This window comes from Alteraurantiacibacter aquimixticola, assembly GCF_004965515.1.
In the GTDB taxonomy this organism is placed as follows: Bacteria; Pseudomonadota; Alphaproteobacteria; order Sphingomonadales; family Sphingomonadaceae; genus Alteraurantiacibacter; species Alteraurantiacibacter aquimixticola.
The window spans coordinates 175160-192818 of the sequence record NZ_SSHH01000002.1; the positions used below are offsets into that span (position 1 = coordinate 175160).

General features: G+C 64.1%; 16 protein-coding genes. 6 read left to right on the forward strand and 10 right to left on the reverse strand.

Going from position 1 to position 17659, the window contains the following annotated elements; genetic code table 11:
- Nucleotides 1-5: 5 nt before the first annotated feature.
- From E5222_RS07295 to E5222_RS16875, 3 genes are read right to left on the reverse strand one after another with little or no spacing between them, the layout of a single operon-like run.
- Nucleotides 6-731 carry a glutathione S-transferase family protein gene (locus tag E5222_RS07295; RefSeq protein ID WP_136693114.1) on the reverse strand — a complete coding sequence of 242 codons (726 nt, stop codon included), beginning with the start codon at nucleotides 729-731 and terminating at the stop codon, nucleotides 6-8.
- A gap of 28 nt (nucleotides 732-759) precedes the next feature.
- Nucleotides 760-1980 carry an exo-beta-N-acetylmuramidase NamZ family protein gene (locus E5222_RS07300; RefSeq protein WP_136693115.1) on the reverse strand — a complete coding sequence of 407 codons (1221 nt, stop codon included), beginning with the start codon at nucleotides 1978-1980 and terminating at the stop codon, nucleotides 760-762.
- Nucleotides 1977-2312, reverse strand: a complete 336-nt coding sequence (locus E5222_RS16875; RefSeq protein ID WP_342773171.1) for a DOMON domain-containing protein — start codon at nucleotides 2310-2312, stop codon at nucleotides 1977-1979. The genes E5222_RS07300 and E5222_RS16875 overlap by 4 nt, the downstream gene beginning before the upstream one ends.
- A 256-nt stretch (nucleotides 2313-2568) precedes the next feature.
- On the opposite strand from E5222_RS16875, the gene tyrS reads away from it, so the two are divergent.
- The 5 genes from tyrS (at nucleotide 2569) to E5222_RS07330 (ending at nucleotide 7211) form a co-directional block, all read left to right on the forward strand.
- Nucleotides 2569-3801, forward strand: a complete 1233-nt coding sequence (tyrS, locus tag E5222_RS07310; protein WP_136693117.1) for a tyrosine--tRNA ligase — start codon at nucleotides 2569-2571, stop codon at nucleotides 3799-3801.
- Nucleotides 3802-3874: 73 nt separating this feature from the next.
- Entirely contained in the window at nucleotides 3875-4213 is a 339-nt protein-coding gene (locus E5222_RS07315) for a PilZ domain-containing protein (RefSeq protein ID WP_136693118.1), read from the forward strand.
- Nucleotides 4214-4289: 76 nt separating this feature from the next.
- Entirely contained in the window at nucleotides 4290-5576 is a 1287-nt protein-coding gene (locus E5222_RS07320; RefSeq protein WP_136693119.1) for an MFS transporter, read from the forward strand.
- A 1-nt stretch (nucleotide 5577) separates the two neighbouring features.
- A complete protein-coding gene (gene cysK, locus E5222_RS07325) occupies nucleotides 5578-6498 on the forward strand; it encodes a cysteine synthase A (RefSeq protein ID WP_136693120.1) in 921 nt (306 codons plus the stop codon).
- A 5-nt stretch (nucleotides 6499-6503) separates the two neighbouring features.
- Entirely contained in the window at nucleotides 6504-7211 is a 708-nt protein-coding gene (locus E5222_RS07330; protein WP_136693121.1) for a dienelactone hydrolase family protein, read from the forward strand.
- On the opposite strand, the gene E5222_RS07335 is transcribed toward E5222_RS07330, so the two are convergent.
- The 3 genes from E5222_RS07335 to E5222_RS07345 all read right to left on the reverse strand — a co-directional run bounded on the left by E5222_RS07335 (nucleotide 7208) and on the right by E5222_RS07345 (nucleotide 10455).
- Entirely contained in the window at nucleotides 7208-8992 is a 1785-nt protein-coding gene (locus E5222_RS07335; protein ID WP_136693122.1) for an acyl-CoA dehydrogenase C-terminal domain-containing protein, read from the reverse strand. The two genes, E5222_RS07330 and E5222_RS07335, sit on opposite strands and share 4 nt — an antisense overlap.
- 3 nt (nucleotides 8993-8995) lie before the next feature.
- Nucleotides 8996-9373, reverse strand: a complete 378-nt coding sequence (gene hisI / locus E5222_RS07340; RefSeq protein WP_136693123.1) for a phosphoribosyl-AMP cyclohydrolase — start codon at nucleotides 9371-9373, stop codon at nucleotides 8996-8998.
- 350 nt (nucleotides 9374-9723) lie between these two features.
- On the reverse strand, nucleotides 9724-10455 hold the full coding sequence (locus E5222_RS07345; RefSeq protein ID WP_136693124.1) for a ComF family protein: 732 nt from the start codon (nucleotides 10453-10455) through the stop codon (nucleotides 9724-9726).
- 80 nt (nucleotides 10456-10535) lie between these two features.
- Here E5222_RS07345 and E5222_RS07350 point away from each other — a divergent pair, with 80 nt between their 5' ends.
- On the forward strand, nucleotides 10536-11315 hold the full coding sequence (locus E5222_RS07350; protein WP_136693125.1) for a methyltransferase domain-containing protein: 780 nt from the start codon (nucleotides 10536-10538) through the stop codon (nucleotides 11313-11315).
- On the opposite strand, the gene ppdK is transcribed toward E5222_RS07350, so the two are convergent.
- The 4 genes from ppdK to E5222_RS07365 all read right to left on the reverse strand — a co-directional run bounded on the left by ppdK (nucleotide 11312) and on the right by E5222_RS07365 (nucleotide 17566).
- Nucleotides 11312-13996, reverse strand: a complete 2685-nt coding sequence (gene ppdK / locus E5222_RS07355) for a pyruvate, phosphate dikinase (protein ID WP_136693126.1) — start codon at nucleotides 13994-13996, stop codon at nucleotides 11312-11314. The two genes, E5222_RS07350 and ppdK, sit on opposite strands and share 4 nt — an antisense overlap.
- 141 nt (nucleotides 13997-14137) lie before the next feature.
- Nucleotides 14138-16519: a glycine--tRNA ligase subunit beta gene (gene glyS / locus E5222_RS07360; RefSeq protein ID WP_136693127.1), complete on the reverse strand. Its 2382-nt coding sequence runs from the start codon at nucleotides 16517-16519 to the stop codon at nucleotides 14138-14140.
- Nucleotides 16512-16634, reverse strand: coding sequence for a hypothetical protein (locus E5222_RS16825; RefSeq protein WP_281276747.1), 123 nt, complete (start codon nucleotides 16632-16634; stop codon nucleotides 16512-16514). The genes glyS and E5222_RS16825 overlap by 8 nt, the downstream gene beginning before the upstream one ends.
- Nucleotides 16631-17566: a glycine--tRNA ligase subunit alpha gene (locus E5222_RS07365; protein ID WP_136693128.1), complete on the reverse strand. Its 936-nt coding sequence runs from the start codon at nucleotides 17564-17566 to the stop codon at nucleotides 16631-16633. Before E5222_RS07365 ends, E5222_RS16825 begins: the two co-directional genes overlap by 4 nt.
- Nucleotides 17567-17659 lie beyond the last annotated feature (93 nt).

Here is a 17659-nt window from a genome sequence, read left to right on the forward strand (position 1 = left end):
GAGTCCTAGAACTCGCGCGGAACGTTGGCGAACACCCGCTGCACATTGGGCCGTTCGCTGATCTGCTCTATCCAGCGCAGCAAGTGCGGCGTGTCTTCCTTGTTCACCAGGTCGCTGAAGCCGAACTGCATCCCGTTGGCGATGGAGAAATTGCAGATATCGGCCAGCGAATAGACGCCGCCAGCCAGCCACTCATTGTCGGCCAGGTGATCGTCCAGCTTGCGCACCGACACGCCGATCTTGCGCATTTCCTCGTCGAGCAGGTCCTGCGGGAAACCCTCGCGCGCACGGCGCCATTTCACCTGCTGTTCGGGGATCGGCACGCGGGTGACCATCTCCTCGAATTCCTCGTCCGAAAGGCCCTTCACCATCTTGCTGACATGGTTGTGCCAGCCGATGGTGGAGACGCACCAGCAGAAATATTCGTCCACCCACTTGGTCCAGATGCGCATCTGCGCCACGTCAAAGGGATCGGCGGGGCGCAGCTTCACCTCGGTCGGGTGCGCATCTTCGAGATATTCGCAGATCACCGTGCTTTCGGTGACGATTCGGCCATTATCGTCGAGCGCCGGGACCTGCCCGCGCGGATTGACCTTCTTGTACCACTCGGCGTGATGCTCGAACTTGGCAGGATTGAGCAGCTTGTGCTCGAATTCCAGCTCCTTTTCATAGAGTGCCAGCATGGGTTTCAGCGAGTTGGCACCGGGGCCGAAGCTGTAATATTTGAGCATTGTCTCTCCCTGTGATGCCCGGTTTGTCTCAGTAAAGCAGTATGTCCGCCACGTCTCGGCGCCATTGCGCTTCGTCAATCGCGGCGATGCTTTCCAGATCCCCGGCTTCTCCAGCCGGATCGTCCACCCATTCGCGCAAGGCCGGGCCGCCATTGATCACATCGATGGCGAGCACGTCCTCGGTATATTCGTATTTGAAATCCTTGCCGCGCCAGATCGGATAATCGGGCCAGAGCGAGCGGATCGCCTTGAAGGCCAGCGCCTGCAGCCGCCACGGGCGGAAGGCTTCGTGATCGTAGAACGATCCTTCGGCATGGATCATCAGCGCATTGCAAAGCTTGCCCTGGTGCTTGTGGAAGGTTGGCTCGAACCAGCAATCGCGCAAGGCGCAACCGGCCAGCCATTCAGGCGCGAGGCGCTGCATCTCGGCATGCACGGCCTTGGCGTCCACATCGGGCGCGCCGAACAGAACTTCGAGCGGGCGAGTGGTGCCCCTCCCCTCGCTCAGTGTCGCGCCTTCGATCATCACCGTCCCGGCATAGGCGCGCGCCATGTTGAGGCTGGCGGCATTGGGGCTCGGGTTGATCCAGATGCGGTCCTCCGGCCAGCCGAAGCCGCCCATATGAGACTTGGGCCCAGCCTCGGGCAGCCAGTCATGCATGGTGACCACGCGGTAATCGACGTCGAGCCCACAATGGCGGATGAACCACTGGCCCATCTCGCCCATGGTAAGCCCGTGGCGCATCGGCATGGGTGCCGCGCCGACGAAGCTTTCATGCCCCGGCACCAGCAAAGTGCCTTCCACCGGGCGGCCGGCGGGATTGGGCCGGTCGAGCACCCACACGCTCTTGCCGTGCTTCGCCGCTTCTTCCAGCAGATAGAGTAGCGTGGTGACGAAGGTGTAGATGCGGCAGCCGAGATCCTGCAGGTCGAACAGGAAGACGTCGGCGGACGACATCATCTGTCCGGTCGGCCGCCTCACTTCGCCATAGAGCGAGAAGACGGGGATGCCGTATTGCGGATCCACCTCGTCCGGCGTCTCCACCATATTGTCCTGCTTGTCGCCCTTCAGCCCGTGCTGCGGGCCGAAGGCTGAGGTGACGTTGATCCCCGCCGCTACCAGCGCATCGAGCGAATGGGTCAGGTCAGCGGTCACCGAAGCCGGATGCGCCACCAGCGCCACGCGCCGGCCTTCCAGTTCCGCCTGCAATTCCCGTTCCGCCAGCAGGCGGTCTATCCCGAATTTCATGGCACTTCGGGTGCAGCAAGCGTTGCGGCAAAGCAAGCCGGATCGTGGAAATCAGGCTTGTCGGGAGAGCCATGCGTCAGCGCCCAATAGGACTTGCGGCCGGTTTCCTCCTCCACAACCGCAGTCAGCGAGAGCCCGGCGGGCATTTCCGGCAAGTCCGCCAGCGGCACGGCAACATCGAGGATGAACAGGTTGCGGCCCTTGCGCGGCGTAATCACCGGGTCGTGACTCATACTGCGATCAGCCATCCCCTCGCGCCAGCCGGTGAAGTTGTAGGCGGCCCACGCCTCCGATGGGCTGAAGTTATATTCGACATATCGCGCACTGTGCATCGGCTGCACAAACACTTCGCAGCAAGTCGTATTCCACAGGCGATCTCCCCGGGAACGGCCCGCAAAATGCGGCAAGACGACCTGCCCCGCCCCATCCACGCGCCAGCGCAATTGCAGCCAGGACCCCACGATTCCCCACTTAACCTCCACCGAAGAGACCTGCAGCGGCGGAAAAGCCGGATGGGCCTGCAGCTGATACGTTTGCATGTCGCTCCCCACGTGCTACGCGCCCGCCCGCCTATAGAACGAGTATGTCATGAGCGAATTCAGTTCCGATCTTCTCAACCTGCTCAGCGAGCGGGGGTATATCCACCAGGTTACCGATGCCGGCGCGCTGGACGCGTTGGCCGCGAAGGAGATTGTCCCGGGCTATATCGGCTTCGATGCCACCGCGCCAAGCCTGCATGTCGGCAGCCTGGTGCAGATCATGATGCTGCGCCGGATGCAGCAGACCGGGCACAAGCCGATCGCGCTGATGGGCGGCGGCACGACCAAGGTGGGCGATCCTTCGGGCAAGGATGAGAGCCGCAAGATGCTCACTCCGCAAGTGATCGACGACAACATCGCCTCGATCCGCACCGTCTTCGAAAAACTGCTCAGCTTTGGCGACGGTCCCACCGACGCCGTGATGGTCAATAATGACGATTGGCTGTCCGAGCTCGGTTATATCGACCTCCTGCGCGATGTCGGTCCGCATTTCACCATCAACCGCATGCTCACTTTCGATTCGGTCAAATTGCGGCTTGAACGTGAACAACCGCTTACCTTCCTCGAATTCAACTACATGATATTGCAGGCTTATGACTTCCGCGAGCTGTCGCAGCGCATGGGCTGCCGGTTGCAGATGGGCGGGTCCGATCAATGGGGCAATATCGTCAACGGGATCGAGCTGACGCGCCGGATGGACGGCAAGGAAGTCTTCGGCCTCACCACCCCCCTGCTGACCACGGCTGACGGCGCCAAGATGGGCAAGACCGCTGCCGGCGCGGTGTGGCTGAACGAGGCGCAGCTGCCCGCCTATGATTTCTGGCAGTACTGGCGCAACACGGATGACCGGGACGTGGGCCGCTTCCTCAAGCTTTTCACCGACCTGCCGCTGGATGAAATCGCGCGACTCGAGAAGCTCGAAGGCGCGGAAATCAACGCCGCGAAGACCATCCTCGCCAACGAGGTAACCAAGCTGGTGCGCGGCAGGGAAGCAGCGAAGACCGCCGAAGCCACCGCAGCGCAAACTTTCGCCGGCGACGGCCTGGGTGCGGACCTGCCCGTGCTGGAGGTTCCGTCCGAGGGGATTCGCGCCGGCGCAGCCTGCACGGCACTCGGTTTCACCGCCTCGAACGGCGAGGCGAAGCGCAAGATTGCCGAAGGTGCGGTGAAGATCGACGGCGAGACCGTCACCGATCCCGGAGTGCTGATTCTGGTCGAAGCCGGAAGCGAGCGCAAACTCAGCCTCGGGAAGAAAAAACACGCAATCCTGCGAATGGGATAAGGCTCTTTACCCTTTATCCAGCATTTCCTGCGATCTGGGTTGTCCGACAATCGATAACGGAGGATCGCGAAACATGGGTAACGGAGCACAGCTTTCCGTCACCGATATGCGGCGCTCGACGCGCCACCCGGTGGACTACCCTGTGATCGCCGAACATCGCGTTTCGGGCGACCTGAAACTCCATATCTGCAATATTTCCGCCCATGGCTTCATGGGCGATGAAAGCCCTGCCGTGGCGCGTGGCGATCGCCTGATCATCCGCTTGCCCGTCGTCGGCCGGATCGAGGCATATTGCATCTGGACCACAGAGGATCGTGCCGGCTTCCAGTTCGAGCGCATCATCCGTGTGGACGATTTCATGAGCATGATCCGCGAATTGCAGCCGAACCCGGCCCTTCGCCGCCGCGGCTGAGGAAGCTCGGTTCGGCTTTGCGGCCACCAACAACTGATTTCTTGGCAAAGCGACCCCGCGCTGTCATGGCGCGCGGGTGAATACGCCCAAGTCACCCTTCAGCATCGCCAATTTCCGCGCCTTCTGGGTCGCGCGGCTCTGCGCTACGCTGGCGCAATATGCGATGCTGCTGATCATCGGATGGCAGACCTATAATATCGCCCGCGATGGCGGGATGAGCGTGGGCGGCGCTTCGGGCCAGCTGGCCATCATCGGCCTGCTGCAATTCGCCCCGCTCTTCTTCCTCACGCCCTTTTCGGGCCTTGCTGCCGACCGGCTTAATCGCCGCAAGCTGGCGCAGGCGACCACGCTGCTGCAGCTAGCCTGCGCGGCGGTGCTGGGATGGCTGACCTGGAGCGATTCGATTACCCTTCCCGCCATGTACGGCGTCGCTGTGGTGCTCGGCATTGCGCGCGCTTTCTCGGGGCCTGCCCTTGGTGCGCTGGCGCCCAACCTCGTGCCCGCAGCGATCCTGCCCAACGCCATCGCGCTGTCCTCCATCGCCTGGCAGGCGGGGATGATCGTGGGACCGGCGGTGGGCGGCTATTTCTACGATATCCTGCCCTACCTTCCCTACGCCGTATCCTCCGGCCTCTTCGCCATTTCGATCGTCGCGCTGGGCTTTGTCGGCAAGGTCCCCCGCTCGCCGATCAACGGGGCCAAGGACCCGATCGGCCAGATGAAGGAGGGGCTGGTCTATGTCTGGCAGAACAAGATGGTGCTGGGCTCGATCACGCTGGACCTCTTCGCCGTCTTCCTCGCCGGGGCGACCGCGCTCTTCCCCGTCTATGCGCGCGACATCTTGCAGGTTGGCTCCACCGGCCTCTCGCAGCTGGCCATGGCCCCTGCCATCGGCGCGGCGCTGACGGCGCTGTGGTTCTCCTTCAATCCGTTGAAGACCAATGTCGGCCCCAAGATGCTGTGGGCCGTGGCGATCTTCGGCGTGGCGACGGTGATTTTCGGCCTCTCGACCTGGATGCCGCTGAGCCTTGCCATGCTGTTCATCGTCGGCTGCGCGGACATGTTCAGCGTCTATATCCGCCAGTCGCTAATCCAGCTGCACACGCCGGACGACAAGCGCGGCCGTGTTTCCTCGGTCAGCCAGATGACGATTTCGGCGAGCAATGAATTCGGCGATTTCTTCTCCGGCAGCCTCGCCTACCTCCTCGGCCCGGTGGTGGCCGTGGTGGCGGGCGGCATCGGCGCAGTGGTGACGGTGGCTGCCTGGTCGCAGGTCTTTCCCGTTCTCAGGACAACCAAGACCTTCGATCCGCCCGATCATCTGCTAAAAGACGACGAGAAGAGAGAATCCGAGGGAGCCTGACATGAAGTTCGACAATGTCCTGCAATCGATCGGCAATACGCCGCACATCCGCCTCGCCAAGCTGTTCCCCGACCATGAGGTGTGGGTGAAGAGCGAGCGGAGCAATCCCGGCGGATCGATCAAGGACCGCATCGCGCTCGCCATGGTCGAGGATGCGGAGAAGTCCGGCGCGCTGAAGCCCGGCGGCACGATCGTGGAACCGACCAGCGGCAATACCGGCATCGGCCTCGCCATGGTGGCGGCGGTCAAGGGCTACAAGCTGGTCCTCGTCATGCCCGAAAGCATGAGTATCGAACGCCGCCGCCTGATGCTCGCCTATGGGGCCAGCTTCGACCTGACGCCGAAGGAAAAGGGCATGAAGGGCGCGCTCGAACGCGCGGCCGAGCTGGTCGAATCGATCGATGGCGCCTGGATGCCGCAGCAGTTCGAGAACCCGGCCAATGTCGCCGTCCATGCGCGCACCACCGCGCAGGAAATCCTGGCCGATTTCAAGGATGCGCCACCTGCCGTCCTGATCACCGGCGTAGGCACCGGCGGCCACCTGACCGGCTGCGCGGAGGTGCTCAAGGAAAGCTGGCCGGAGATGAAGGCCTTTGCGGTGGAGCCTACGCTTTCGCCCGTGATTTCCGGTGGCCAGCCCGGCCCGCACCCGATCCAGGGCATCGGCGCGGGCTTCATTCCGGGCAACCTCCACACCCAGTCGATCGACGGCGCGATCCAGGTCGATCCGGAGCACGCCAAGGAAATGGCGCGCCGCTGCGCGGCCGAGGAAGGGCTGCTGGTCGGCATCTCCTCCGGCGCGACATTGGCCGCGATTGCCGCCAAGCTGGCGGAGCTTCCCGCGGGCACCCGCGTGCTCGGCTTCAACTACGATACCGGCGAGCGTTACCTGTCGGTGCCGGACTTCCTGCCGACCGAGTAGGCGCGATGGCCGGTTTCACCGAAGTATCATACAAAGATGGCGACACCACGCTGACCGGCCTGCTGACGCGCCCCGCAGGCACGCCGCGCGCCGCCGTGCTGGTGTTCCCGACGATCATGAACCCAACGCAGTCCGTGCTCGACAAGGCGCAGGACCTTGCCGCGCAAGGCTACCTCGCCATGGTCGCGGACTTCTACGGTAAGACACCGGAGAGCTTCGACCAGTCGCGGGAATTCGCGATGGCAATTCGCCAGACGGCGGAGCTTTATCGCCAACGCCTGCGTGCTTCGCTGAAGGCGCTCGCCACGCTGGAAGAGGCGGCGGGCCTGCCGCTGGCCGCGATCGGTTTCTGCATGGGCGGACAGGCCGTGCTCGAACTCGCCCGCGAAGGTGCGCCGCTGGTCGCCGCGGTCAGCTTCCATGGCCTGCTCAATACGGACATGCCCGCCGAACCGGGAGCAGTGCGCAGCCGCATCCTCGTGCTGCATGGCGATGCCGACCCGATGGTTCCGCGCGAGCAGGTGGCGAAGTTCTGGGAGGAGATGGACCGCGCCGGGGCCGACTGGCACTTCCACTCATACTCCGGCGTGAAGCACGGCTTCACCAACCCCGCACCGACCGAGAACCCGGCCACAGGCTATGATGCCAGCGCCGACCGGCAGAGCTGGGCCGCGATGTATTCGCTCTTCGACGAGGTGCTGGAAAGCGCCTAGCGCGCGAGCAACTGCTCGGTATCGAGCGCCATCATCGCGCCCGCACCCGCCTTCACCCGGTGGCGCAGCGCCGTGCAGAGCGGCAATTGCTGCTCGGCATAGAAGCGCGCGGTCGCCAGCTTCGCTTCGAGGAAAGCGGCATCGCCCTCGCCCGCATCGCGCTTTTCCTTCGCGACCTTGGACAACCGCAGCCACATCCAGCCCACCGCCAGCGTGCCGACCAGCTGCATGAAGGCATAGGCGCCGCCCGCCATATCATTCGGGTCGCTCGCCGCCTGTTCGACGATCGCCTTGGCCGCCGCCTCGCCATGGTGGATCGCCTTGCCGAGCGGATCGGCGATGAAGGCTAGCGACCCATCCGCCGCCTCACACTCGCCCGCGATCATTTGGAAAAAGGCCTGCGCCACCGCGCCGCCATCCTTCGCGGTCTTGCGGCCTGCCAGGTCGAGCGCCTGCACACCGTTCGCGCCTTCATAGATCATCGCGATACGCGCATCGCGCACGATCTGCTCCATGCCCCATTCGGTCACATAGCCATGCCCGCCGAAAACCTGCTGCATGTTCACCGCAGTCTCGAACCCGCGATCGCTGCCGAAAGCCTTGATGACGGGGGTGAGGAAGGAGACCAGCGCATCGGCACGCTTGCGCGTCTCGGCATCCTCGCTTCCATGCGAGACGTCGATCTGCACCGCGGTCCACATAACCAGCGCGCGGAAGCCTTCGATAAAGGCGCGCGCATCCATCAGCATGCGGCGCACGTCGGGATGCACCAGCAGCGGGTCCGCCGCCTGTGAGGGATCGGGCCGCGCACCCATGCCGCGCCCCTGCTTGCGATCCGACGCATAGGCCGCCGCCTTCTGGTAGGAGTGTTCCGCATGGGCGAGGCCCTGCACGCCCACGGCAAGGCGCGCGGCATTCATCATGATGAACATGGCGCCGAGACCGGCATTCTCCTCACCCAGCAGCCAGCCCTTCGCCTCGTCGAAATTGAGCACGCAAGTGGCGCTGCCATGCAGGCCCATCTTGTGCTCGATCGAACCGACAGAAACGCCGTTCTTCTCGCCGCTATCGGGGAGGATTTTCGGGACCAGGAACAGCGAGATGCCGCGCGAACCGACAGGCGCATCGGGCACGCGCGCGAGGACGAGGTGCACGATGTTGTCCGTCAGGTCATGGTCGCCGCCGGAGATGAAGATCTTCTCGCCGCTGATCGCATAGCTGCCATCCTTCTGCTTCACCGCCGCGGTCTTCATCAGGCCGAGATCGGTGCCCGCATGCCCTTCGGTCAGCGCCATGGTCGCCAGCCATTCGCCCGCGACCATCTTCGGTAAGTACTGCTGCTTCAGCTCCTCCGTGGCGGAGGACATCACCGTCGCCACCGCGCCGGACATGATGCCCGGATACATCATGAAGCCCGCGCAGGAGGAGTTGAGATATTCCTCGATCACCGTGAACAGCGCATGCGGCATGCCCTGCCCGCCGAATTCCTCCGGCTGCGCCAGCGTGCCCCAGCCCGCCTCGCACCAGGCCTGATAGGCTTCGCGAAACCCGTCGGGCGTGGTCACCGATCCATCGTCATGGCGGGTGCAGCCCTGCTGGTCCGACACGCGGTTGAGCGGGGCGACCACGCGGGTGCAGAAGCGGCCCGCCTCATGCGCAATGGTCTCGATCAGATCCTCATCCACCATGTCGTAATTGGCGGGATCGCTGCGTTCATCGAGGCGCAGCAAGTCCTTCAGGATGAAGGTCACGTCGCGGGCGGGCGGGCTGTAATCGGTCATGTCTCAGGCGTCCGTTGGAATGGGGGAAAGGCCGTTTTCATCAAGCTGGCGATAGAAGCAACTGCGCTGTCCGGTGTGGCAGGCAGGGCCGGCGGGGAGCACTTTCAGCACCAGCGCATCCTGGTCGCAATCGACGAGGATCTGCTGCACGGCGAGCGTGTTGCCGCTCGTCTCCCCCTTCATCCATTGCTTGCCGCGGCTGCGCGACCAGAAATGCGCCTTGCCGGTCGCGCGCGTCTGTTCCAGCGCGACATCGTTCATGAAGGCGAACATCAGCACCTCGCCCGTTTCGGCATGCTGGACGATGGCGGCGAGCAGGCCCTGCGAATCGAATTTCGGCATGAAGCTGCCGCCCGTCTCCCGCTCCGCACTGTCGCTCATGACCCGCCACCTTCTCTGCAATTGCCGATTTACGCCTGCGGGCCATAGCGGCTTGTTGCAGGATCACCACAGCGAATGTGCAAAATCAGGGCAAACTTCGCGAGGCTGTTTGTTCGGCAACCTTTCAATGGAATGAATGGCACCGCGGCTTGACGGGCCGCCTGTCATTTCGGGACCGTCGAAAGATTGGGCCAAGGAAATGGGAGGAGCTGGCACTGCCACAGGCAGGCCGTTCATGAGGGTTTGGAATGTCGCTTCCACTGGGGGGTGAAACGTCATTCCAGCGAGATCGTCACGCGAACGCCCGGGGTGGGGACGCCCCGGGCGTTTTGCTTTTCACATCTTGAGAATCAGAGCGCTTCGTCCAGCACACGCGCGAAACAGGCGATGCGCACGCGCGCTGCGCCGGCCTTGCGCAGAGCCTTGAGGCAGGCATCGCTGGTCGCGCCGCTTGTCATGACATCGTCCACCAGCAGGATTTGCGCGCCCTTGATCCGCTCCGCATGGCGCGGATTGGCGGCGATCGCGCCGGAGAGGACCTTCGCCCGCTCCCCGCGCCCAAGGCCACCGAGCGACGGTGTGGGCTTGCTGCGCACCAGCCCATCGACCAGCAATTCATGACCGCGCGCCTTGGCGATCTCACCCGCCAGCAGGGCCGACTGGTTATAGCCGCGCTGCCACAGGCGACGGCGATGCAGCGGGACGGGCATCACCAGCCACTCGCCTTCCAGCAGCGGCAGGCGCGCCAGCATCAAGCGGCCGAGTAGCTTCGAGAGCGCGATGCGATTGCCGTGCTTGAAGGCGAGCACCAGTTTGCGCGACGCATCGTTGTAGAGCGTGCCTGCGCTGATCCCGTCATGCTTCGGCGGATCGGTCATGCAGGCGGCGCAGACGGCCTCCGGCGTCAGCTCCTCATTGCCGAGCGGGCGTTGGCAGGTCGCGCAACTCGGATCGCCCGGGATGACAAGGTCGTTCCAGCAGGCGAGGCAGAGCGCGCCATGCTCGCCGATCGCGTCCCCGCAGACCGGGCAGCGCGGCGGGTAGACAAGGTCGATGACGGGGGCGAGCGCCTGTTTCAGCATTGCCGCCAACGCTGCCCGTGGAGCGGCGCGGAGGCAAGGCCTTGTTGCACAGCGGAGAATGGCAGGGCATGGCGCACGCCATGGCCAGTGCCCCTCCCGTCATCTTTGCCGCCTCTCGCCGCAAGGCGCTGCGCCAGCGCATGTTGCAGGCGCAGCGGCACGGCGAGGACGCGCCGCGCTTCGTGCTGGAGGACATGATCGAGGACGTGCGCGACCGCCTCTCCTTCGTCCGCCACGCGCCAGAGCGATCGCTGGTGATCGGCGACTGGACCGGAACGCTGGCGGAGGAATTGGGTGGCGAAGTGGTCGAGGCCGATATGGTCGCGGATGGTGCGCGAATGGCGATCAACCTCGCCGCGCCCTACCCCGTTTCCGGCTTCGACTTCATCGCCTGCCTCGGCCTGCTCGACACGGTGAACGACCTGCCCGGCGCGCTGGTGCATATCCGCGAGGCGCTGGCGCCCGGTGGACTTGCTATCGCCAGCTTCGTCGGCGGATCGAGCCTTTCGGCTTTGCGCCGGATCATGCTTGCCGCCGATGGTGACAAGCCCGCAGCGCGAGTGCATCCGATGGTCGACGTACGTGCCGGGGCGCAATTGCTCCAGCGCGCCGGATGGGCCGACCCGGTGGTCGATTCGCACAGTCTGTCGGTGCGTTACGGCTCGCTTGAAAGGCTGGTGGAAGACCTCAGGGCACAGGGTCTCGGTTCCGCCCTCGCCTCCATCGCCCCGGCACTCGGAAACGCAGGATGGCAACGGGCGCGGGACGCCTTCGCGGCCGAGGCGGACAGCGATGGCCGGGTGACCGAAAGCTTCGAGATCGTCACCCTGACCGGCCGCCGCCCCAAGCCGCGCTTCTAGTCTGCGAGAGCTGCCTGTGCCGCCGCAAGCCGCGCGATCGGCACGCGATAGGGCGAGGCGCTGACGTAATCGAGGCCCACTTCCTCGCAGAACTGGATGCTGGCGGGATCGCCGCCATGCTCGCCGCAAATGCCGAGCTTGAGGTCGGGAAGCGTCTCCCGCCCCCGCTCCGCTGCGAGGCTGACCAGCTGGCCCACGCCGTCGACATCGAGGCTGACGAAGGGATCGCGTTCATAGATGCCCTTGTCGACATAAGGCGCAAGGAAGCGCCCGGCATCGTCGCGCGACACGCCCAGCGCGGTCTGCGTCAGGTCGTTGGTGCCGAAGGAGAAGAACTTCGCCTCATGCGCGATCTCACCCGCCATCAACGCGGCGCGCGGCAGCTCGATCATCGTGCCGACCATATAGTCGAGCGTCGCACCCTTCTCGGCAAAGACTTCCGCCGCCACGCGGTCGACCAACGCGCGCAGGATCTCCAGCTCCTTGCGCGTGGCGACCAGCGGGATCATCACTTCGGGCACTACCGGATCGCCGCCCTGCGATGTCACCTCGCAAGCCGCCTCGAAGATCGCGCGCGCCTGCATCTCGTAGATTTCGGGGAAGGTAATGCCGAGGCGGCAGCCACGATGGCCCAGCATCGGGTTGAATTCGTGCAACTCGCCCGCGCGGCGCTTCAGGTGGTCGACACCCACGCCCACCGCATCGGCCAGCTCGGCGAATTCCTCGTCGCGATGCGGCAGGAACTCATGCAGCGGCGGATCGAGCAGGCGGATAGTGCAGGGAAGCCCCGCCATCGCCTGGAAGATTTCCACGAAATCGCTGCGCTGTTCGGGCAGCAGCTTGGCCAGCGCCTTGCGCCGACCGGCCTCGTCATCGGCGAGGATCATCTCGCGCACGGCCAGGATGCGGTCGGCATCGAAGAACATGTGCTCGGTACGGCACAGCCCAATACCCTCCGCCCCGAACTGGCGCGCCATGCGGCAATCGGCGGGCGTTTCCGCATTGGTGCGCACGCGCATGCGGCGGTACTTGTCCGCCCATTCCATCAGCACGCCGAAATCGCCCGCGAGCTCCGGCTCGATCATCGGCACTTCGCCGGCCATCACCTCGCCGCTCGCACCGTCGAGCGTGATGACGTCGCCTTCCTTCATCTCGCGCGAACCAATGCGCAGCGTGCGCGCACCCATATCGATCGAGACAGCCGAGGCACCCGAAACGCAAGGCCGCCCCATGCCGCGCGCGACCACCGCCGCGTGGCTGGTCATACCGCCGCGTGCGGTGAGGATGCCCTTGGCTGCATGCATGCCGTGAATGTCCTCGGGCGAAGTCTCCACGCGGACGAGGATCACCTTGTCGCCCTCATTCGCCCAGCGCTCCGCCAGGTCCGAATCGAGCGCGATCTTGCCGTTCGCGGCACCCGGCGATGCGGGCAGCGCGCTGGTCAGCACATCGCGCGGCGCATCGGGATCGAGCGTGGGATGCAGCAGCTGGTCGAGCGCCATGGGATCGACGCGCTTGATCGCCGTCACTTCGTCGATCAGCCCCTCGCCCACCATGTCCACCGCCATCTTCAGCGCGGCCTTGGCGGTGCGCTTGCCCGAACGGGTCTGCAGCATCCACAGCTTGCCCTGCTGCACGGTGAACTCGATATCCTGCATGTCCTTGTAATGCTTTTCGAGCAGGTCGAACACGCGGGCGAGCTCGGCATAGGCTTCGGGCATCGCCTCTTCCATGCTCGGCAATTCGGCCCGCGCCGCCTCGCGGCCGCGCTTGGTCAGATATTGCGGCGTGCGGATGCCGGCGACCACATCCTCACCCTGCGCATTGACCAGCCATTCGCCGTAATAATGCGATTCGCCGGTGGCCGGGTCGCGGGTGAAAGCGACGCCGGTGGCACTGGTCTCGCCCATATTGCCGAAGACCATGGCCTGCACATTCACCGCCGTACCCCAGTCGCCGGGGATGTTGTTGAGGCGGCGATAGACCTTGGCGCGATCGGCATCCCAGCTGTCGAACACGGCGCGGATCGCGCCCCACAGCTGCTCGTTCACATCCTGAGGGAACGGGTGGCCCAGCTCACCTTCCGCGATGACCTTGAATTCGGCGACCAGTTCCTGCCAGTCGGCCGCGTTCATTTCCGTATCGGCGAAATAGCCGCGGTCTTCCTTGGCGATCTCCAGCGCCTCCTCGAACAATCCGTGATCGAGGCCGAGCACAACGTCCGAATACATCTGAATGAAGCGGCGATAGCTGTCCCAGGCGAAACGCATGTCGCCCGACGTGGCGGCAAGGCCTTCCACCGTCTTGTCATTGAGGCCGAGATTGAGGACCGTGTCCATCATGCCCGGCATGGAAACACGCGCGCCCGAACGGACCGAGACGAGCAGCGGATCGCTCGCATCGCCGAACTTCTTGCCCACCGCCGTCTCGATATGCGCCAGCGCAGAAGCGACTTCGGCGCGCAGCTCGTCGGAAAAGTCCGCGCCATGCTGCAAATAGCTGACGCATTCCTCGGTGGTGATGGTGAAGCCGGGAGGGACCGGCAGGCCGATCTCCGCCATTTCGGCAAGGTTCGCGCCTTTGCCCCCGGTGATGGTCTTGTCCTTGGCGCGCGGATCGCTTTCCCCCCGCTCGGCCTGAGCCTGTCGAAGGCCGCCGAATGTATAGACCGATTTGCTCATCTTCATCCCAGCTATTTTTATCCACGAAGGTGACAGATGTGACAGCGAGTCACTCTGGCTTCCCTGCGATCAATGGGCCGGAATGTCGAATGTTTCCCTTGAGAAAGTGCCGGGTGACACTTTCCCATTTGAAACCTGCTTTCAGCCCTCGATTTTCGAGAAGTCCGCCACATTGTGCACCGCAACACGGAACTGCGCAAGCAGGTCCAGGCGATGTCCACGCTTGGCCGCGTCCTCGTCGTTCACCGTCACCTCGTCGAAAAAGGCATCGATCGGCGCGCGCAGGCTGGCGAGCGCGGACATGGCGGCGGCAAAGTCCTCTTGCGCAATCGCTTCTGCCGCACGCGGCTGCGCTTCGGCGAGAGCATCGATCAGCGCCTTTTCGGCAGGTTCGGGCGTATAGGGAAGCTCGTGCTTGTGGCGCATCGCCATCTTCTCGGCGACGACATCCTTCAGCAGCGGATCGTCAACCTCGGCCAGCGGGTCTTCCTCGCCAGTCTGCGCAATTTCGCCTTCGAAGCCCAGCCACTCCTCCTTCTTGAGGATATTGGCGGCGCGCTTGTACCCGGCGAGGAGGTTTTCGCCGTCCTCGGTTTCGACGAAGGCCTGCAGCGCGTGAACGCGGGCGAGCAGGCGGACGAGATCATCCTCCCCGCCAAGCGCGAAGACCGCGTCGATCAGGTCGTGGCGGACGCCTGCTTCGCGTTGCTGGACCTTGAGGCGGTCGCCAAGGAAACTGTCGAGCTTCTTCGCATTCAATAGACCCGCTTCGATTAACTCCCGCTGCTTCGCATCCTTCGCCGCGACCGCAGCTTCAGCGAGGCTCGGGCGAATCCTTTCTGCAAAGTCTCGTGATTGAATTGCCCAGAAGTCCTCTTCGAACGGGATTGCTTCTTGCCAAGCGACATTCTGGATCTGGATAGCCATCGCAATCTGGAAAGGCTCGGAAATGCCGAAGCGCATCTCGTTTTCAATAATCGTACGCAGAATACCCAACATGGCTCGCCTAAGCGCAAAGGGATCCTTCGACCCAGTTGGATGTTCGCCAATAATGAAAAACCCGACCAACGTATCCAACTTGTCCGCCAGCGACACCGCCACCGTCACCGGCGCGGTCGGCACGTCGTCGCCCTGCCCCACAGGCTTGTAGTGATCGCGGATCGCGTTGGCGACGGCATCGGGGAGGCCCTCGGCGCGGGCATAATAGCCGCCCATCAGGCCCTGCAGTTCGGGAAATTCGCCGACCATCTCGGTGACGAGGTCTGCCTTGCACAACCGCGCGGCCTGTTCGGCCTGGTCGGCGAGCTTCGCGACTTCCTCGTCATTCCCGCGCAGGCGGGAATCCAGTGCGGCCTGGTCGTCCGATCCCCCCTGGACCCCCGCCTGCGCGGGGGTGACGATTTTCTCTTCGACCAGCCAGCGCGCCAGCTTCGCCACGCGCTCCACCTTGTCGGCCACGGTGCCCAGCTTCTCGTGGAAGGTAATCCGCTCCAGCTTCGTCGCATGGTCGGACAACTTGGTCTTGCGGTCGACGTCCCAGAAGAAGCGCGCATCGGACAGGCGCGCGGCGAGGACCTTGCGGTTGCCGTCCACCACCACGGCGGGGTCCACCGCCTCGATATTGGCGGTGCAGACGAAGGCGTCGGCTAGCGAGCCATCGGGCTTTTCGCAGACGAAATACTTCTGGTTCACGCGCGCGGTGAGCTGGATCACTTCAGGCGGAACGCCGAGGAAGTCCTCGTCGAACCGGCCGAGCAGCGGCACGGGCCATTCGGTAAGGCCGGCATTCTCGATGACCAGCCCTTCGTCCTCGACCAGCTTGAGGCCGGCAGCAGTCGCGGCTTCGGCAGCCTTGGCGCGGATCGTGTCCTGCCGTTCCTCATGGTCGACGATCACATGGGCGGCGCGCAGCTTGACCGCATAATCGTCCGCATTGCCGATGGTGATGTCGCCCGAATGGTGGAACCGATGGCCGAGCGTCACTGCGCCGGAGGTGACGCCATGCACCTCGCATTCGACCACATCGTCACCCAGCAGCGCGACAATTCCGGAGAGCGGACGCACCCAGCGCAGGCTCTCGGTGGTGACAGAGTCCGCGCCCCAGCGCATCGACTTGGGCCAGCTGAAATCGCGGATGATCGCGGGGATCGCCTCGGCCAGCAGGTCCCTGGTCGCGCGGCCGGGGATGTTCTTGACCGCGAAATAGGTCTCGCGGCCCTTCACGTCGCGCACTTCCAAATCGTCGCGCGTCACGCCGTTCTTGCGGCAGAAACCGTCGAGCGCCTGGTCGGGTGCACCCACCGGCGGGCCCTTGGCTTCTTCGGAGACCGGCTCTGTCGCTTCCGGCAAATCGCGCGCGATCAGCGCAAGGCGGCGCGGGGTGGACCAGACGGTGAGCTCGCCAACGGCGACCCCAGCCGCCTCCATCTCGCGGCGGAAGAGCTTCTCCAGCTCCTCGCGCGCGCCTTTCTGCATGCGGGCGGGGATTTCTTCGGAGCGAAGTTCGAGGAGGAAATCAGACATGCGACACCTCCCCCGTCATCCCCGCGCAGGCGGGGATCCAGAGCGGAGCCACCAGGGTCGGAAGCTGGATTCCCGCCTGCGCGGGAATGACGAACGGCGAATGGAAGTCGCTCATGCCGACCACTCCGGATATTTCTCGGCCCAGACGGGCGCTTCCTTCGCCATATGCGCCTCGCACGATCCGCGTGCGAGGTCGCGGACGCGGGCCATGTAGCTGGCGCGTTCCTGCACGGAAATCACGCCGCGTGCCTGCAGCAGGTTGAAGATGTGGCTGGCTTCCACCGCCTGCTCATAGGCGGCGATGGGCACTTCGGCTTCCAGCGAGCGCTGGCATTCGGCTTCGGCCTTGTTGAACAGGTCGAACAGCGCATCGGTATCGGCGACTTCGAAGTTCCACTTCGACATCTGCTTCTCGTTCTCGAGGAAGACGTCGCCATAGGATACGCGCCTTTCGCGTCCTACCGCTTCGCTACTTGAGGACGTGCCCCCGTTGAAATTGAGGTCGTACACATTGTCGACGCCCTGGATATACATGGCGAGGCGTTCGAGGCCGTAAGTCAGTTCACCCGCGACCGGCTTGCAGTCGAAGCCGCCCATCTGCTGGAAATAGGTGAACTGGGTCACCTCCATCCCGTCGCACCAGACTTCCCAGCCAAGGCCCCATGCGCCCAGCGTGGGCGATTCCCAGTCATCCTCCACGAAGCGAATATCGTGCTTGAGCGGATCCACACCGATCACCTCAAGGCTCTTCAAATAGAGGTCCTGGATGTCCGGCGGGCTGGGCTTCAGGATCACCTGGTACTGGTAGTAATGCTGGAGCCGATTGGGGTTCTCGCCATAGCGGCCGTCGGTCGGGCGGCGGCAGGGCTGAACGAAAGCGGCGTTCCACGGCTCCGGACCCAGCGCGCGCAGGGTGGTGGCGGTGTGGAACGTGCCCGCCCCCATGCGCATGTCATAGGGTTGCAGGATCAGACAGCCCTGCGCACTCCAGAAATCGTGGAGGGCGAGGATCATGTCCTGGAAGCTCTTTTGCGGCTCGCGTGTCATGCTTTTCCCGTGAAATTATGGTGCGCGCCATGGCGTAAGGCGCTTGGAGCGTCAATGCCGCGCATCAGCACATCGTGCTTCCATCACCTGCAA

What these genes read in the sequence shown, in the direction of transcription:
- E5222_RS07295 (WP_136693114.1), bottom strand. Translation starts at nt 731, where the DNA reads ATGCTCAAATATTACAGCTTCGGCCCCGGTGCCAACTCGCTGAAACCC.
- E5222_RS07330 (WP_136693121.1), top strand. Translation starts at nt 6,504, where the DNA reads ATGGCCGGTTTCACCGAAGTATCATACAAAGATGGCGACACCACGCTG.
- ppdK (WP_136693126.1), bottom strand. Translation starts at nt 13,996, where the DNA reads ATGAGCAAATCGGTCTATACATTCGGCGGCCTTCGACAGGCTCAGGCC.
- E5222_RS16875 (WP_342773171.1), bottom strand. Translation starts at nt 2,312, where the DNA reads ATGCACAGTGCGCGATATGTCGAATATAACTTCAGCCCATCGGAGGCG.
- E5222_RS07300 (WP_136693115.1), bottom strand. Translation starts at nt 1,980, where the DNA reads ATGAAATTCGGGATAGACCGCCTGCTGGCGGAACGGGAATTGCAGGCG.
- E5222_RS07345 (WP_136693124.1), bottom strand. Translation starts at nt 10,455, where the DNA reads ATGCTGAAACAGGCGCTCGCCCCCGTCATCGACCTTGTCTACCCGCCG.
- E5222_RS07335 (WP_136693122.1), bottom strand. Translation starts at nt 8,992, where the DNA reads ATGACCGATTACAGCCCGCCCGCCCGCGACGTGACCTTCATCCTGAAG.
- E5222_RS16825 (WP_281276747.1), bottom strand. Translation starts at nt 16,634, where the DNA reads ATGAGCGACTTCCATTCGCCGTTCGTCATTCCCGCGCAGGCGGGAATC.
- glyS (WP_136693127.1), bottom strand. Translation starts at nt 16,519, where the DNA reads ATGTCTGATTTCCTCCTCGAACTTCGCTCCGAAGAAATCCCCGCCCGC.
- E5222_RS07350 (WP_136693125.1), top strand. Translation starts at nt 10,536, where the DNA reads ATGGCCAGTGCCCCTCCCGTCATCTTTGCCGCCTCTCGCCGCAAGGCG.
- E5222_RS07365 (WP_136693128.1), bottom strand. Translation starts at nt 17,566, where the DNA reads ATGACACGCGAGCCGCAAAAGAGCTTCCAGGACATGATCCTCGCCCTC.
- tyrS (WP_136693117.1), top strand. Translation starts at nt 2,569, where the DNA reads ATGAGCGAATTCAGTTCCGATCTTCTCAACCTGCTCAGCGAGCGGGGG.
- E5222_RS07315 (WP_136693118.1), top strand. Translation starts at nt 3,875, where the DNA reads ATGGGTAACGGAGCACAGCTTTCCGTCACCGATATGCGGCGCTCGACG.
- cysK (WP_136693120.1), top strand. Translation starts at nt 5,578, where the DNA reads ATGAAGTTCGACAATGTCCTGCAATCGATCGGCAATACGCCGCACATC.
- hisI (WP_136693123.1), bottom strand. Translation starts at nt 9,373, where the DNA reads ATGAGCGACAGTGCGGAGCGGGAGACGGGCGGCAGCTTCATGCCGAAA.